Raw genomic sequence first — 14,917 nt, 5'->3', positions numbered from 1 at the left:
TATTAAGATGACTAACTACCCTTTATCTAATTATTTTAACAATAATAAATTCATTTTTAAAATTGAATTTCTATTGCTTTTCTTAGTTCAATTACTATAAATTAGGAAACAGACATATTATCTTAAAACATTAGTTGTTATTTTATCTATAATATCTATAAGTTCTTCGTGCGTTTTGAACCAGACCTTCAACCTAAATACAGCACTACTACTCACCTTACCAAATACTTGATAAATAAAACCCGCTTCCTGAAATCCAGGAAACGGGTTGTTTTTTTATGCTTTTGATTCTATCGGTTCATTCATACGTTCGTCTAAATATAGTTCTATTTCTTCTAAAGTTTTTCCTTTTGTTTCATAAAGTATATATTTCGAGAATAGGAAGCCTACTACACATATACCTGCAAACATAAAGAATATATTACTTAAACCAATACTTTGCATTAAAATCGGGAAGAATAGCGCTACTACAATATTACCTAACCAGTTAACCATTGATGCTATTCCTGTTGCCATCCCTCTTGCTTCACTCGGAAATAATTCTCCAACCACAATCCACGTAACTGCAGCCCATGAATATGCATAAAATATGACATATATACAAATAAATATAAACACGAGTGATATAGCCCACGTTTGTCCAGAATTTGTATATGGATAAATAATTCCTACTAGTAATAAGCATAATCCCATTCCAATTGAACCGGACATAAATAATGTTTTTCTATTAAATTTATCTACTACAAATAGTGTCGCTATTGTTGCTAATACAAAAACAATTCCTACACCTACTGTTGATATAACGCCACTAGCTGTTGATCCAAAGACATCCCCTAGTATTTGTGAAGAGTAATAAAATATCGTATTTGCCCCTTGAATTTGTTGTAAAAACGTGACACAACAACCTACAAATACTGAAAACGTAACTGCTTTTGTTAATTTAAAAGTCTTTTGTTCTTTACTGATTTCATCATTAATTTGTAAAATTTCTCTATATTCTCTTTCAGCTTCACGCTCTGGTCTAATTCTTTTTAAATTAGATAATGCTAAATCTTTAAAGCCTTTTTTAATTAAAAATCTAGGTGACTCAGGTAAAATAAATGCGCCTACAAATAAAATAATCGCAGGTATAACAGCACCACCTAGCATCCATCTCCATCCTTCAAAAACATCTATAAATGCATAGTTTACACCATAAGATATAAGCATACCTACAGTTATCATTAATTGATTTAATCCTGATATTTTTCCCCTAATCGCTGGTGGTGATATTTCTCCCATATACATAGGTAGTAAAGCTGATGCAGAACCAACAGAAATACCTAGTACAAATCGTGAAACGATTAATATTCCAGGACTTCCAGAAAAGGCACAAGCTAAAGAACCAATTGCAAAGATAATAGCTGTTATTAAAATCATCATTTTTCTACCAAATCTATCTGCTAAAGATGCCATCGAAACTGCACCTATCATTGCTCCGAGGAATAAAATTGAAGTTATTGTTCCTTCTAACATTGGGCTAACTTCCCATGTTTCTTTTATTCCAGGCAAAGCACCATTTATAATTCCTATATCATAGCCAAATAAAAATCCACCAAATGCACCAAACGCGTATATCAAATTTGTTTTTGGTTTTTGATTTCCCATTATGATTCCCCTTTGTTATTGAGATTGAAAATGATCACATTTGCTTAGTTAATCAACACATATTCTAAATTGAATAAAGTGGCTAAAGTGATGACTTGATCTTTTGTTAAACTTAATGATATGACAGTATGATGTCCCCCACCTTGTTTGATCCATTCTTTAATGCCATTTTTAAAGTCTGGTTTTACTTTCCAAATGACACGAGCAACTGGTAAATTTGGAGCTTCTTCTTCAGGAACAAATGATTCAACCTCATTTATTAACATTCTAAAGTTTGTACCCATATCTGAAATAGAAACAACTACCCCTTCACCTGCTTTACCATCGAACACTAATCTAGCAGGATCGTTCTTGCCTCCAATACCTAAAGGATTAACAACTACTTTAGGCTTTGTTTCTGCTAAAGTTGGATCAACTTCTAACATATGAGAACCTAAAATCGCTTCTTGTCCAGTTCTCATTTCGTAAGTGTAATCTTCCATAAATCCAGTTTGTTTATTGTGTGACATCACTTTTAGCAACCTATCAAGTGCTGCTGTTTTCCAATCACCTTCACCTGCAAACCCATATCCTTGCTCATTTAATCTTTGAACTGCTAAACCAGGTAATTGCTCCATTCCATATAAATCTTCGAAATTAGTAGTAAACGCAGTATAGCCACCCTCATCTAAAAATTGTTTAATACCAATTTCATATTTAATTTGTTCTTTAACTGATGACTCCCATTCATCCACTTCATATTTACCATAATCAAAATCATACATTTCTTTATATTGTTCAAATAAATGTTCTATTTCATTATTAGAAACCTTATTAATAACAGTTGTTAAATCGCCAATTCCAAAGTAATCAACTGTCCATCCTAATTGAATTTGCGCTTCTATTTTGTCACCTTCAGTTACAGCAACATTTCTCATATTATCTCCGAATCTCGCAACTTTTATATTGAAGCTTTCGTTATATGCATATGCTACATTCATCCATCGTCCAATTTGTTCTTGTATTTCTTTTTCTTGCCAGTGACCTACAATTACTTCATTGTTTTTATTTAGTCTCTCATTTATGTAACCATACTCCCTGTCACCGTGAGCCGATTGATGTAAATTCATATAATCCATATCGATTGTTTCCCAAGGAATGTGATTGTTAAATTGAGTAACAAAATGTAATAAAGGTTTTTGCAAAATTTTTGTACCTCTAATCCACATTTTTGCTGGAGAGAATGTGTGCATCCATGTGATCACACCTTGTACTTCATCTTTGTAATTAGCTTCTTTCATAACTGAAGTTATAATATCTTGTGATATAGCTAACTCATCTTTTAATTGAATTTTAAATGGAAAGTTCCCTTCTTTATTTAATGTATCTACAATAGTTTGTGCATTTGATTGTACTTTTTTTAGTGCTTCTTCTCCGTATAGTTCTTGAGAACCAACTAAAAACCAAAAAACTTTTTCTTTACTCATTTTAATTTCCTCCTTGAGTTGCTTGTCCGTAATATGAATTTTTCCCATGTTTTCTTTCATAATGTTTATTTAAAATTCTATTTGGTAAATACTCACTTGATTCATTTAATTGTTTAGTAAATAAATTCATCTTACATACTTCTTCAAGAACAACTGCATTCATTACAGCATGCTTCGGACTATCCGCCCACACAAATGGGGCATGTCCATGCAACAATACGCCAGGTATTTCAAGTGGATTAATATCCTTTTCTTTAAAAGTTTCAACAATTACATTTCCAGTTTCATGTTCATAATTTCTGTTGATTTCTTCTTCAGTTAAGTGTCTAGCACAAGGAACTGGTCCAAAGAAAGTATCAGCATGTGTTGTGCCATAAACTGGTACATCTAATCCCGCTTGTGCCCAAATTGTTGCCCATGTTGAATGTGTGTGTACAATACTTTTTATATCTTTAAATGATTTATATAAAACAGCATGTGTTGGCATATCAGATGATGGATTAAGTGAACCTTCTATTACTTCACCTTCTAAATTACAAACTACCATGTCATCTGCAGTCATAACATCGTAATCTACACCACTTGGTTTGATAACAAATAAATTACTTTCTCTATCAATTGCACTCACATTTCCCCACGTATATTTAATAAGTTCTCTTCTTGGCAATTCTAAATTCGCCTCAAATACTTCTTTTTTTAATTTTTCTAACATGTTTTCACTCCTAAATGACATATTGATTAGCGTCTCTTTCGATGTCTAATCCTTTTTTATATTTTTGGATGAACTCTTCATATTCTTGTACATCTTTTTCAGTTGGATAGATGATATTACCGTCTTCCTTATCAAAAATATACTGCTTTAAATATTGATTTAACGGTAACGACTGCTCATTGTTGACCATGTAGCTTGCAAGTACTGCCATTCCCCATGCTCCACCTTCATTAGCAGTCTTCAAAACTTCAACTGAACTATTTAAAGATGCTCCTAATATTCTTTGTGCGATATTTTTTGTTTTAAATATTCCGCCATGTACAACAAATGAATCAATCGCTACTTGTTCTTCTTCTTTAAGAATATCCACACCTATTTTCAATGTACTAAATGCTGACATTATATGCGTTTTCATAAAATTAGCTAAATTAAATTGACTATTTGGGTGTCTTAAAAACATCGGAACACCTTCATTGATTTTTGTTATATTTTCTCCAGATACATATCCATAAGATAATAGATTTCCATTTTCTTCATCAGCCTGTTGCGAATGGTTGAATAGTCGTTCAAACAATTCATTTCTATCAACTTCTACATTCATTAATTCGAAAGCTTCTTCAAATAAATTCACCCAAGCATTTATGTCTGAAGTGCAATTATTTGTATGCACCATAGCAACTAAATCTCCTACTGGTGTTGTTACAATATCTATTTCTGGATAAACTCCATTTAATGATTTATCCAACACGATCATTGCAAATGCACTTGTTCCAGCTGAAATGTTACCTGTTTTCTTTTCTACACTATTAGTCGCTACCATTCCCGTTCCTGCGTCTCCTTCAGGTGGACAAAGTGGCACTCCTGCTTCTAACTGACGAGAAGGGTCTAATAAACTTGCACCTTGTTCTGTTAAACGACCTGCTGATTCTCCAGCTTCTAATACTTCAGGAAGTACAGATTCGATAGACCAATCAAATTGTTCATTTTTAATTAAATTATCAAATTGATTTAATTTTTCTTGGTCGTAATTTTTGGAGTTTGGATCTATCGGAAACATGCCTGATGCATCGCCAATACCTAACACTTTTTGCTCTGTAAGATACCAATGAATATATCCTGATAAAGTTGTTATAAATTTAACTTCCTTAACATGTTGTTCTTTATTTAAAATTGATTGATACAAATGCGCAATGCTCCAACGTTCAGGAATATTGAAGTCAAAACACGCTCTCAAATGATTTGCCGCTTCTTCTGTATATGAATTTCTCCATGTTCTAAATGGAACAAGTAAATCGTCATTTTTATCAAAAGCTAAATATCCATGCATCATACCGCTAATTCCTATAGACTTTACTTTCTTTATAGAGATATTAAATTTTGATTGAATATCATCTGTCATAGATTTATAACTTTTTTGTAAACCTATCCATACATCATTAATTGAGTATGTCCAATAACCATTTTCAAATTTATTTTCCCATTCATAATATCCAGAGCCTATCGTTTCAAAGTCCCAATCTATCACAACTGTCTTAATTCTTGTTGAACCTAATTCAATACCTATAGATATTTCTCCATTCAATATTTCTGAACGAATTCCATCTTTAACCAAAATACCGCCTCCAAATGCAATCGCTTTCAAAAAGAAATATAACACCACTTGACCGTACATGTCAAATTTATTATTAATTTGTCCATATATGTATTTTGATCAAAAAAAGAAGAAGTGCTTAAAATTAAGCATTTCTCAGATGATATCGCACCAGAAGATATTAAATATTTAGATACTATTGAGTCAATTGAAGAGTCAATAATGGTAAGTCTACTTATGAAATAGCTGTTGAAAATTCACCATTTGTTTATCAAGTAAATTATTTTATTAAATTTAAAAAGATATGCCCTTAGACATATCTTTTTAAATGTTGATATACAAACACCAATATTAAACAAGTGATCATAAACACAGTGAATGAAATTAAGTAAAAACCTGTATTGGAATCAAACAGAGCACCCGCAATTAATATACCTAGTGGCATAGTAATTTGAGATAATGTTTGTTGAGTAGCAAAATATTTAGCTTTTATTTCTTCTGGGACTTGTTTTTGAACATATATATTTATAGGAATATTACTGAGCATTACTCCAATACCTATTAAAAACATTCCACACATATAAACAACAAGAATAATAAGGTCCTTAAACATAAATACAAATGGTAAACATATAATCAAAGTGCCTATGGAGATTATCAAATACGCTAATTGCACATTTAAGATTATTCCACCCTTTTTCTTAAAATAAGGATAGATAATTGCAAACAAAAAACCAGCTGTAGGAAAAGTCGCTTCTAAAAATCCAAGTTCTTTAGAACCCATATCGAAATATGTTACAAAACTTGCAGGTATACCTAAAGTTATAAAAGCAAATAGAAAATTAATTATTATTCCAGAAGTCACGACAAGTAATATATCTTTTTTTCTCTTAACAAAATTCCATACAGTTTTATAACTTTGTATGAAGCTTTCACCTTTTGACTTTTCTAAAGCTTCAATTTCCTTATTTTTATACGTCAATAATAGTGCTAAAACCAATGTAATAGTTTCTGTAACTAGCATAATAATTATGAAATTTTGAACTGGCATAATTGCATATATCAATCCACCAAGTATTGGTGACCCAATTTGAACACCATTTTGAATCGCACTTCTATGTGAAACTGTTTTATCAATATATTTTTCACCAACTAATTCCAGTAATCCGCTATTGAACGATAAACTCACCACTATGTCAGTAATATTCAAAATAATAACTAATATATAAATATATACTAAATTATTTAATGATTGGTCAATAATCGAATAGGCTATTATAGTTATAATTGTCAACAATTGAAAAGAAGTGATGAGTAATTTTCTAGGTAACTTATCAATGAAAAAACCAGCTATAGGACTTCCCACAATAAATAATACTGAATATATTACAACTAAGTATGAAAAATATTTTGGACTTCCAGTTATATTTAAGATATGGAACGATAAAGCGAATGTAAGTAATTTACTACCTATAACACTAAAAAAGGTTAAAAGAACAAGATATAGATAATTTTTTTTCATTGTATAACCTCATTTATTAAATATTTAATTCATTTTTGTAATAATGATCTAGTAGTAATTCGGAGACTTTCTTTTAAAATACCATCGAGTAACTGATTATACTCATTAGGTTCAATATACTTTTTGTATCTTAATAATACACTTCCTAAACCACATGCTCCATCATATAAGTATAGTGACTGAATATTTGGATCAGCTACTCTTAACTAGACAACTTTTATAAGGAAGGTTAGTCTTAATTTAAGAAAGTAGGCAATTCTTTTTATGAAAAAAAAGAGAAGGACTTTCAGTCCTGAATTCAAACTTCAAATGGTTCAATTGTTCAAAAATGGAAAATCTCGAAACGATATTATTCATGAGTATACTTTAACACCATCTGCACTCGACAAATGGATTAAAGACTATGATAAGACAGGGTCATTTAAACAGCAAGATAATCTCAGTGAAGATGAAAAAGAGTTGAAAAGATTACGTAAAAAAATAAGCAGTTAAGGATGGAAACAGATATTTTAAAGCAAGCAGCGCTGATAATGGGACGAAAATAAAAGTGATTAGGCGAAATAGCCATCAATATTCGGTATCAGCCATGTATAAAACCCTTAAAATATGTCGTAGTACTTATTACTATGAAGTAAATGTCGTGAAAAAAGCAGAGAAAGAAGCACAAGAAAATCTACTGGCAGAAAGCATTATCAGTATATTTAATAAGAGTAGAAAATGTTATAGATCTAGGAAGATTAGAGAAGCATTAAAAGCCAAGGGTTTAGATGTTTCAGAACATTAGTGAACTTAATTTACAACTATCTGATTATATTAATTGGTTTAATCATCATAGAATTCATGATTCATTGAACTATCAAACGCCAGTGAATTATAAATTAAGTACCACATAAAAATTGTCCAGTTTACTGTTGACATACCAATTTTCTTGACTAATGTTACGGAACCAGTAGAAGGACGTCCGTTATTTAAACGGTATTTATCTTCTACAAGTTCAGAAACAAAGTTTAAATCTAATAATTTATCAACTTTTCTAAATAAAATTCCATCAATATTATAAAATATTTTGGTAATATTCGGTATTTTTTTAGCGATGACTCCTGCCGGAAAAGCATGATTCGAAGACTACAGGCTGAGAACATGCCCGCGGAAAGCATGCGCATAAAAAAATGCCGGCAAAGTCTAAGTCTTTGTCGACACTCTGAGAAATGCTTAAAATTAAGCATTTCTTCTTTTTACACTATTTCTTATAATAATTTCTGTATCCATAATTTTTGTTTCACCAATTTGTCCGGTGTTAATGGTCTTTAGCATCCACTTTGCAGCCTCAACGCCTAGCTCTTCTTGAGGGTGAGAGGTTGTTGTCAATGATATATCTTCTAGTTGGCTTAAAATTGAATTATCTTCACCAACTACTGAAATATCATCAGGGACATGCTTACCTTTTGCTTTTAATTTTTTAATCAATGAATAAGCAATTTCATCGTTGTAACACACAAATGCAGTGGCAAATATTTCTTTATTCAATATTTGCTTAACAACTAAATCTAACACTTTCTCCATCGTTTCAGTAGTATAAGTAAATATATTTTCACCTTTAAAAATAGCATCCAATGTATCAAAAGCTTTTATATATCCTTTCATACGAAACTTGCCTTGCATATCATCTATCTTAGTTATTAAAGCAATATCTTCATGCCCTTCATTCAATAAATAAGAAGTAGCAAGATAACCTGATTTTGTATCATCTATACTGATATATGGAATATCCATTTCTTCATAACCAGCATTAATCATCAATACAGGAATATCCTTACTTTTAATTAATGAATAATAAGATAAATTAGGATTAAACACGTTGCTCTTAGTAGGTTCAACAATTAAACCTTGAATACCTTGGTCAATCATCATTTCTAGGCATCGACGTTCACCTTCATGTGTATTATTCGTACTGGCTAAAATTAAAGAATATCCATTAGTTCCTAGTATTTTTTCAATCCCTCTTATAATACTTGGAAATATGTAATCAGATAAGTATGTAACGATAACGCCAATTTTTTTGCTATCACCACTATTCATGTGATTATTTAAATAACCATCACTTACTATGGAACCTAAGCCTTTTTTCTTTATAATATAACCATCATTTACCAATAAATCTATCGCTTGTCTCACCGTATGTCGGCTAACATGATAAAATTCTTGTAATTTTTTTTCAGAAGGTATTGTTTCACCTCGCTTATATTCTTGATTAATAATATTATCTTTCAATTGATATGCAATTGATTTATATTTCGGCTCTCCCATAAAATTTCTCCATTCGCTCTTATAATTTCTTATAAAAATTATAACATATACAATATTTATATTTGAAAATGAAAATATAGATGACAAGATTTACTGTTACTCAGCACCCTACCTAAACTGATATTCTTTTATCTCATCCATTATTGCATTATATTTATTTGTTTTGTATCTTGCTTTGTTAGATACGATAAAGAAGTTTCGATATAAGTTTAGATCGTTTGTTGTGATAAATTTTTTATCAAATGACTTTATAGAGAAGTTAGACAATATTGTATATCCCATGTTTTGTTTGACGAGCTCTAATATTAATTGATTATCGTTGATTACAACTTTTCTTGAGGTTAAGTCTAATTGTTGTAAGAGCATATCTTGGTAATATCTAATGCCGGACCCTGTTTCTCTTACATAACATCTCATATCGTTTAAATTTTCATTGATTTGTTTATTCTTAACTATCAGCAATTTATCTCTTGTTAACACTTCGCTATTTATTTTGTCATCTATTACAGGTTTCTCAATTATGCCTATATCTAGTGAATAATCTTTTAAACGACTTAATATATCTGCTGAGTTGTACACGTATATGTGTATATTTAAGTTAGGATATTTAGTTTGTAAGTAAATGGTTAAATCCAATAACATCGACTGTCCAAATGTATGACTTGTTCCTATTACAAACTTACCTTTCACTTCTTCTTTATGCTGATTAATCTTTGTATACAATTGTTCGTCTAATATGGCTAATTGACAGGCATAGTTATACAGTTCTCTACCTTCTTCTGTTAATACAATTTGCTTTCTAGTGCTTTCGAATATTTTAATTTGATATTTGTCTTCAAGTGTTTTAATATCTCTACTTATGGAAGGTTGTGATTTAAAAAGTTTTTCTGCAGCTTTCGTAAACCCTTCTTCTTCAACGATAACTTTTAATATATTTAATTTATCTTCCAACTCATCCACTCCATATCATTTTTGTTATATTATATATTTAAAAATAGCATTTCACAAATAACGCTCTTCCTTTTAAACTATAGTTAAGGGAATTAGGGGGCGTTATTATGAGTAAGAAATTCATATTGGGTGTCGGGTTTACATTCATTATCGCAATTGTAAGTATATTATTATCTAACTTGCCTATTTTAAATAAGGTTGGTGCTTTGGCTATTGCGATTATAACTGCGATTTTGTATAGACATTTTAAAGGGTACCCAACACAAATAGAATTGGGTGTTGTATTTTCTTCTAAAAAGCTACTTAGATTAGCCATCATACTTTATGGCTTGAAGCTTAACTTATCTACGATTGTTAATGAAGGTGGCACGCTGTTATTACTTGATGTTGGTGTTGTAGCATTTGTTATTTTCTTTATTATTTTGCTCAATAAAATCATTAAAGGAGACAAAGATTTAGTCTTATTATTAGGAGTTGGTACAGGAGTTTGCGGTGCGGCAGCTATTGCAGCGATTTCACCAATATTAAAATCTAAAGAAAGTGATGTTGGTATAAGTGTAGGTTTAGTTGCAATTATGGGAACTATTTTCTCGTTAACATATACATTGCTCTATGCATTATTCCCTATGGATCCAGAAGTTTATGGGATTTGGTCGGGGGCTAGTTTACATGAAATTGCACATGTTATTTTAGCTGCTGATGCAGGTGGTACAGAGGCGCTTAGTATCGGGCTATTGACTAAATTAGGAAGAGTATTCTTACTTATTCCTTTAAGTATCATTTTCTTAGTTATCGTAAATAGAAAAAAATCTAATAAAGTTTCTCAAAAAATTGATTTTCCATACTTCTTAATTGGATTTTTAGTAATGAGTGCCATTAACACATTTGTTCCAATTCCAGAGAGTGTTTTAAATGTAATTAGCACATTTACTACATTAATTTTAATTATGGCAATGGTAGGAATTGGATTAAACGTTTCATTCAATGACATAAAAGCAAAAGCTTTCAAACCAATGATTGCTATGGCTATAACATCTATCGTACTTTCAGTCATTACATTTTTCATAACAAGTATTTTATAAAAATCATAATAGGGTATAACATAGGCAATATTCAATTTTGAGAAAGATTGTGATGAAACTATGTTATGCCTTAAATTATTTTTCGTGCTATTTATATCATTATTCAACTATTTTTTCGTTGATCATGATGAAACAGCAACATATAAAGATACATTCACAGAAGCAACACATGCAGATTACAATGATGCATTTAAACTAGGTTCACAAATACCAAATGATTTATTAACAATTAAACCCTACGATACAGATAGCAATAATCATTTCAAAGGTGTCGGTAAAGTATCATCAGATAAGACTGGTAAATCAGGGAATGGGGCAACTGGTTTTGTCATTGATGATCATACAATTATTACCGCAGCTCACGTAGCTAGTGATGACGATGGTAATAAAGAAACAAAACAATTTTATTTCTATCCATCTAAATCAGACCAACAAATTCCTATGAAATTTAAAGTTAAAAAGTTTTATACATCGTCTGAAAGAGACGTCGCTATACTCATTACAGAACAACGTTTATCTAAAAAGGTAAAACCGTTAACATTAGCATCCGAACAAGAAATTAAAAAAATGCAAACTAAAGAACCACTGTACATGTTAGGATATCCGAGCGAACATCCGTACAATGGTCAACTTATGTATCAATCAAAAGGTTACTTCCTTAAACCAACTCAAAATTACATTGAGTATATTGGACATTTGCATAGAACAATCGGCTTCTCAGGATCACCCGTGTTTAATAAACACAATCACGTTGTCGGCATACATGCACATGGCATACGACCAGAATTGAACATAAAAAATCAATCAACAAGAGACATTTATACAGGCGGACCACTCCTTACAGGAAAAACAAGAGCATTCATTGAGGAACATCGTGAATGATGAAAAAAATGAATATAGAGCTTGGGACACAAATGTCCTAGAAATATAATAAGAGCAGAAATTCATAGTTAAAATTGAATTTCTGCTCTTTTTACTTATAAAAGTCATTTACACTTCTTCCGACTTGTGTGAATATAGCTACCCTTGCCTACACTTCTCTCGACTTGTGTGAATATGGATGCCCTATGATAAGAGCGTGGGACAACGAAATCTTGTCATAAAATTAGATTTCTGCCCTACGCTCTTGATTTATTCTATTGATTTGAAAATAATTGATCGTCTTTTGGCTGGTTTTCTAAATACGCAATTTTTCCATTTGCATCTAATCTTGCTATATCTTTACCTTCTTGTGTGTAAACGCCTGTCTCATATCTATTACCACAAACTGCCCAATGTGTTTCGAAACTACCGTCTTCGTTTTCTGTCCAACCGTTATGCATATGTTTCAAGTCTTTGTTTGTTGTATACACACTTTTTACAAACTGTTTCCAAGCTTCTTTACCTTTAAATGTTTTATTATTCAATACAAATTCAATTTCATCACTAAATAATGCATTTAACTTCTGAAAACTTTCTTCACTATATCTTGATTCATCAAATAATTTAAAATAATCATCTAATATATTCATTAATTCACCTTCTTTATACTCGATTATATCTTTCATAACCTTGAAGATAAATCATATTGTCTTATTACTTAAATAACAAAAAAGAAGAAAACAATTAAACAGATAAACAATAATAAGACACTTGAAAAGAATATCCAACCTTTATTTCTATCAGATTGATTCTTCTCCTTTTTGGATAAAAATGAATATATCATACCATCTTTCCCCATTAATATTACGATAGAATATGCCAAGAAAATGAATGTAATTATAGCTAAAATAATAAATAATATATACATTTATAACACCTCTCTCTTTATTCGAGTGAATCTTACTTTCTATCTATGATAATGTATATAGTTACTATACACTCAATCAAACTTACTACAAATAGACTTTTTGAGAGGTTTCATATGATTAAGTATATTTTAAGAGATAAACCAGCTTGATTGAACGTTCGGACTTAATACATTAGCATCTACGTTTTGATCTAGTTCTTCTGAATAATAACTGTCTGTATATTGCCATAGTACATGTTCTCTTTCTGGCTGTGTTTCTTGATAAGCTGCTAACCAATATCCGTCATATGATTGTACTGCTGTTGCTGTATTATTGAGCATAAAGTCTTCATATGAATATAATAGGACTTTTTTATCTCCTGAATACTTTCTCATTTCTTCTAACCATGCTTGTGTACTTTCATCAGATGTGCCTGAAGTTACAGTTTCTTCTTCGTAATCATTAATGTAGAAGCTTGCGTTCGGTGCTCTATTATATAATGATTTTGCTTCTGTTCGTGCATCACTCGCATTTTCGTACATGCTATATGAATACACACCATATTTCATATTATTTGCTTCTAATAATTTTGAGTTTGTTGCAAAAGTTGTATCTTTATAATCTGATCCATACTGTGCTCTTAATATAATAAAGTCATAATTTGCTTTTAATTTTTTTACTTGTGCAGAGGTTAGTTTACCTTGCCATTCTGATAAATCAAGTATTGAATCTTCTTTAGGAACGACTGCCGCTTCTTTTGTTTCTTGGCTTTTTCTATGTTGTGTATCTTGTTTGTTTTCTATGTATTTCTTATAACCATTTCCCATTGTACCTGCTTCTTTTGATGCTTCAGCAATTTTTGAGGGTGCATTTACAATAAAAATCAATAAGGTTATAGCTACGACGATGCGTACAAATCTACTAAACATTTAAATACTCCTTTGTGTATTACTGAAAAATTATTTCATGTTATCTATTATAGGATTACCGTTCTTGTCTAATAATGGTGTTAAACTGCTACCAGTTCCTACCCAAGCGTGTACATAATTAACGCCTGTTTCACGATCAACTACAACAGTAAATCTACCTAAAGATTTAATATTTTCTTTAGATTTCACATAAAATCTTTCGTCTTCGTTCTTATTACCAAACATATCATTCACTCCTTTTCTCCTGTAATGGTATAATACTTGCCGATATATTGAAATGATAGGAGAAGATTTTTATGAAAATTATAAGCACTTTTGACGAATTAAATGAAAAAATTAATGCCCATACGTTCACTTTGATATATGTTTCTAGTGAAAATTGTTCTGTATGTAAAGCTGATCATCCAATTGTGCAAAAAATGGCTGAAAATTATCAAATCCCAGCATATGAAATAGTCGCTAATCAAGTACCTGAAGCAGTTGGACAATTAAATTTATTCACTTCACCCGTAGTCATGCTTTTTTACAATCAAAAAGAAGTCCACCGACAAGCCCGAATAATAGACTTTGATGAACTTCAATATCGTATTGAACAAATAAACAATTTATAAAGTTATTCTACTAATGTATAAAAGTCAATTCTCGTTACAACACCCTTTTCATCAGATGTGAAGGCAATTTTGTAACCATTTAAATTATAAGAATATTGACCTTCTATACTACGAGGACTTCCAGTTTTAGAATAATCCATACCATAAGATTCTCTAACATCATCTATAGATAAATTAAATTGTTCAGCGTTCGTCGGTTGTGCGTTTGCATCTAAACCATAATTACTATAGACATTTAAATTTTGATCATATAAGTTAATATTTTTCGCTTCGTCTTGATGTTCTTTTGCGTAATTTTCATGTGCAGGTGTTTCATAACCGTTTAAAGTG

General features: G+C 30.8%; 17 protein-coding genes. 5 read left to right on the top strand and 12 right to left on the bottom strand.

Translation table 11 applies throughout. From position 1 onward, the window contains the following. Positions 1-276: 276 nt before the first annotated feature. The 5 genes from B2G86_RS11530 to B2G86_RS11510 form a co-directional block, all read right to left on the bottom strand. Positions 277-1,647 carry a sugar porter family MFS transporter gene (locus tag B2G86_RS11530; RefSeq protein ID WP_078358339.1) on the bottom strand — a complete coding sequence of 457 codons (1,371 nt, stop codon included), beginning with the start codon at positions 1,645-1,647 and terminating at the stop codon, positions 277-279. A 44-nt stretch (positions 1,648-1,691) separates the two neighbouring features. After that, on the bottom strand, positions 1,692-3,119 hold the full coding sequence (gene araA, locus B2G86_RS11525) for an L-arabinose isomerase (protein ID WP_420798276.1): 1,428 nt from the start codon (positions 3,117-3,119) through the stop codon (positions 1,692-1,694). After that, entirely contained in the window at positions 3,115-3,825 is a 711-nt protein-coding gene (locus tag B2G86_RS11520) for an L-ribulose-5-phosphate 4-epimerase (RefSeq protein ID WP_078358337.1), read from the bottom strand. Before B2G86_RS11520 ends, araA begins: the two co-directional genes overlap by 5 nt. A gap of 10 nt (positions 3,826-3,835) precedes the next feature. Continuing rightward, positions 3,836-5,437 carry a xylulokinase gene (locus B2G86_RS11515; protein ID WP_241837748.1) on the bottom strand — a complete coding sequence of 534 codons (1,602 nt, stop codon included), beginning with the start codon at positions 5,435-5,437 and terminating at the stop codon, positions 3,836-3,838. Between the two features lie 289 nt (positions 5,438-5,726). After that, complete coding sequence (locus tag B2G86_RS11510; RefSeq protein WP_078358335.1) at positions 5,727-6,938, bottom strand: MFS transporter; 1,212 nt, start codon at positions 6,936-6,938, stop codon at positions 5,727-5,729. Between the two features lie 264 nt (positions 6,939-7,202). Here B2G86_RS11510 and B2G86_RS11505 point away from each other — a divergent pair, with 264 nt between their 5' ends. Next, the gene (locus B2G86_RS11505; RefSeq protein WP_078358334.1) at positions 7,203-7,430 is read left to right on the top strand and encodes a transposase; all 228 of its coding nucleotides are present in this window, start codon (positions 7,203-7,205) and stop codon (positions 7,428-7,430) included. Between the two features lie 275 nt (positions 7,431-7,705). Beyond that, positions 7,706-7,831: an IS3 family transposase gene (locus B2G86_RS13655; protein ID WP_078358332.1), complete on the top strand. Its 126-nt coding sequence runs from the start codon at positions 7,706-7,708 to the stop codon at positions 7,829-7,831. A gap of 325 nt (positions 7,832-8,156) precedes the next feature. On the opposite strand, the gene B2G86_RS11490 is transcribed toward B2G86_RS13655, so the two are convergent. Together B2G86_RS11490 and B2G86_RS11485 are read right to left on the bottom strand one after the other, a co-directional pair. Next, on the bottom strand, positions 8,157-9,245 hold the full coding sequence (locus B2G86_RS11490) for a GntR family transcriptional regulator (protein WP_078358331.1): 1,089 nt from the start codon (positions 9,243-9,245) through the stop codon (positions 8,157-8,159). Between the two features lie 108 nt (positions 9,246-9,353). Further along, a complete protein-coding gene (locus B2G86_RS11485; RefSeq protein WP_241837747.1) occupies positions 9,354-10,205 on the bottom strand; it encodes a LysR family transcriptional regulator in 852 nt (283 codons plus the stop codon). Positions 10,206-10,303: 98 nt separating this feature from the next. Between B2G86_RS11485 and B2G86_RS11480 the strand changes: the two genes are divergently transcribed. Both B2G86_RS11480 and B2G86_RS11475 read left to right on the top strand, forming a co-directional pair. Continuing rightward, positions 10,304-11,278 (top strand): YeiH family protein, encoded by a 975-nt coding sequence (locus tag B2G86_RS11480; protein WP_078358329.1) that lies wholly within the window; start codon positions 10,304-10,306, stop codon positions 11,276-11,278. Between the two features lie 60 nt (positions 11,279-11,338). Further along, a complete protein-coding gene (locus tag B2G86_RS11475; protein WP_078358328.1) occupies positions 11,339-12,160 on the top strand; it encodes a trypsin-like serine peptidase in 822 nt (273 codons plus the stop codon). Between the two features lie 254 nt (positions 12,161-12,414). Here B2G86_RS11475 and B2G86_RS11470 read toward each other — a convergent pair whose 3' ends face one another. From B2G86_RS11470 to B2G86_RS11455, 4 genes are all read right to left on the bottom strand, one after another. Beyond that, on the bottom strand, positions 12,415-12,789 hold the full coding sequence (locus B2G86_RS11470) for a nuclear transport factor 2 family protein (RefSeq protein ID WP_078358327.1): 375 nt from the start codon (positions 12,787-12,789) through the stop codon (positions 12,415-12,417). Positions 12,790-12,857: 68 nt separating this feature from the next. Further along, a complete protein-coding gene (locus B2G86_RS11465) occupies positions 12,858-13,067 on the bottom strand; it encodes a hypothetical protein (protein WP_078358326.1) in 210 nt (69 codons plus the stop codon). 129 nt (positions 13,068-13,196) lie between these two features. Next, entirely contained in the window at positions 13,197-13,976 is a 780-nt protein-coding gene (locus B2G86_RS11460) for a GH25 family lysozyme (protein ID WP_078358325.1), read from the bottom strand. A gap of 30 nt (positions 13,977-14,006) precedes the next feature. Then, the gene (locus tag B2G86_RS11455; protein WP_078358324.1) at positions 14,007-14,201 is read right to left on the bottom strand and encodes a DUF6440 family protein; all 195 of its coding nucleotides are present in this window, start codon (positions 14,199-14,201) and stop codon (positions 14,007-14,009) included. Positions 14,202-14,272: 71 nt separating this feature from the next. Here B2G86_RS11455 and B2G86_RS11450 point away from each other — a divergent pair, with 71 nt between their 5' ends. After that, positions 14,273-14,587 (top strand): thioredoxin family protein, encoded by a 315-nt coding sequence (locus B2G86_RS11450; RefSeq protein WP_078358323.1) that lies wholly within the window; start codon positions 14,273-14,275, stop codon positions 14,585-14,587. Positions 14,588-14,589: 2 nt separating this feature from the next. Here the strand turns inward: B2G86_RS11450 and B2G86_RS13330 are convergent. Continuing rightward, positions 14,590-14,917, bottom strand: a 328-nt coding sequence (locus B2G86_RS13330) for a hypothetical protein (RefSeq protein ID WP_158079038.1), incomplete at its 5' end; no start/stop codon positions are given.

It is taken from the genome of Mammaliicoccus fleurettii, assembly GCF_002018435.1.
Classification (GTDB): Bacteria; Bacillota; Bacilli; order Staphylococcales; family Staphylococcaceae; genus Mammaliicoccus; species Mammaliicoccus fleurettii.
The sequence above is the reverse complement of the archived record's forward strand: the minus strand, read 5'-3'. Positions and strand labels throughout refer to the sequence as shown.

Coding starts and splice junctions, on each gene's coding strand:
- B2G86_RS11530 (WP_078358339.1), bottom strand. CDS start 1,647: ATGGGAAATCAAAAACCAAAAACAAATTTGATATACGCGTTTGGTGCA.
- B2G86_RS11520 (WP_078358337.1), bottom strand. CDS start 3,825: ATGTTAGAAAAATTAAAAAAAGAAGTATTTGAGGCGAATTTAGAATTG.
- B2G86_RS11510 (WP_078358335.1), bottom strand. CDS start 6,938: ATGAAAAAAAATTATCTATATCTTGTTCTTTTAACCTTTTTTAGTGTT.
- B2G86_RS11505 (WP_078358334.1), top strand. CDS start 7,203: ATGAAAAAAAAGAGAAGGACTTTCAGTCCTGAATTCAAACTTCAAATG.
- B2G86_RS13655 (WP_078358332.1), top strand. CDS start 7,706: ATGTTTCAGAACATTAGTGAACTTAATTTACAACTATCTGATTATATT.
- B2G86_RS11490 (WP_078358331.1), bottom strand. CDS start 9,245: ATGGGAGAGCCGAAATATAAATCAATTGCATATCAATTGAAAGATAAT.
- B2G86_RS11480 (WP_078358329.1), top strand. CDS start 10,304: ATGAGTAAGAAATTCATATTGGGTGTCGGGTTTACATTCATTATCGCA.
- B2G86_RS11475 (WP_078358328.1), top strand. CDS start 11,339: ATGTTATGCCTTAAATTATTTTTCGTGCTATTTATATCATTATTCAAC.
- B2G86_RS11470 (WP_078358327.1), bottom strand. CDS start 12,789: ATGAATATATTAGATGATTATTTTAAATTATTTGATGAATCAAGATAT.
- B2G86_RS11465 (WP_078358326.1), bottom strand. CDS start 13,067: ATGTATATATTATTTATTATTTTAGCTATAATTACATTCATTTTCTTG.
- B2G86_RS11460 (WP_078358325.1), bottom strand. CDS start 13,976: ATGTTTAGTAGATTTGTACGCATCGTCGTAGCTATAACCTTATTGATT.
- B2G86_RS11455 (WP_078358324.1), bottom strand. CDS start 14,201: ATGTTTGGTAATAAGAACGAAGACGAAAGATTTTATGTGAAATCTAAA.
- B2G86_RS11450 (WP_078358323.1), top strand. CDS start 14,273: ATGAAAATTATAAGCACTTTTGACGAATTAAATGAAAAAATTAATGCC.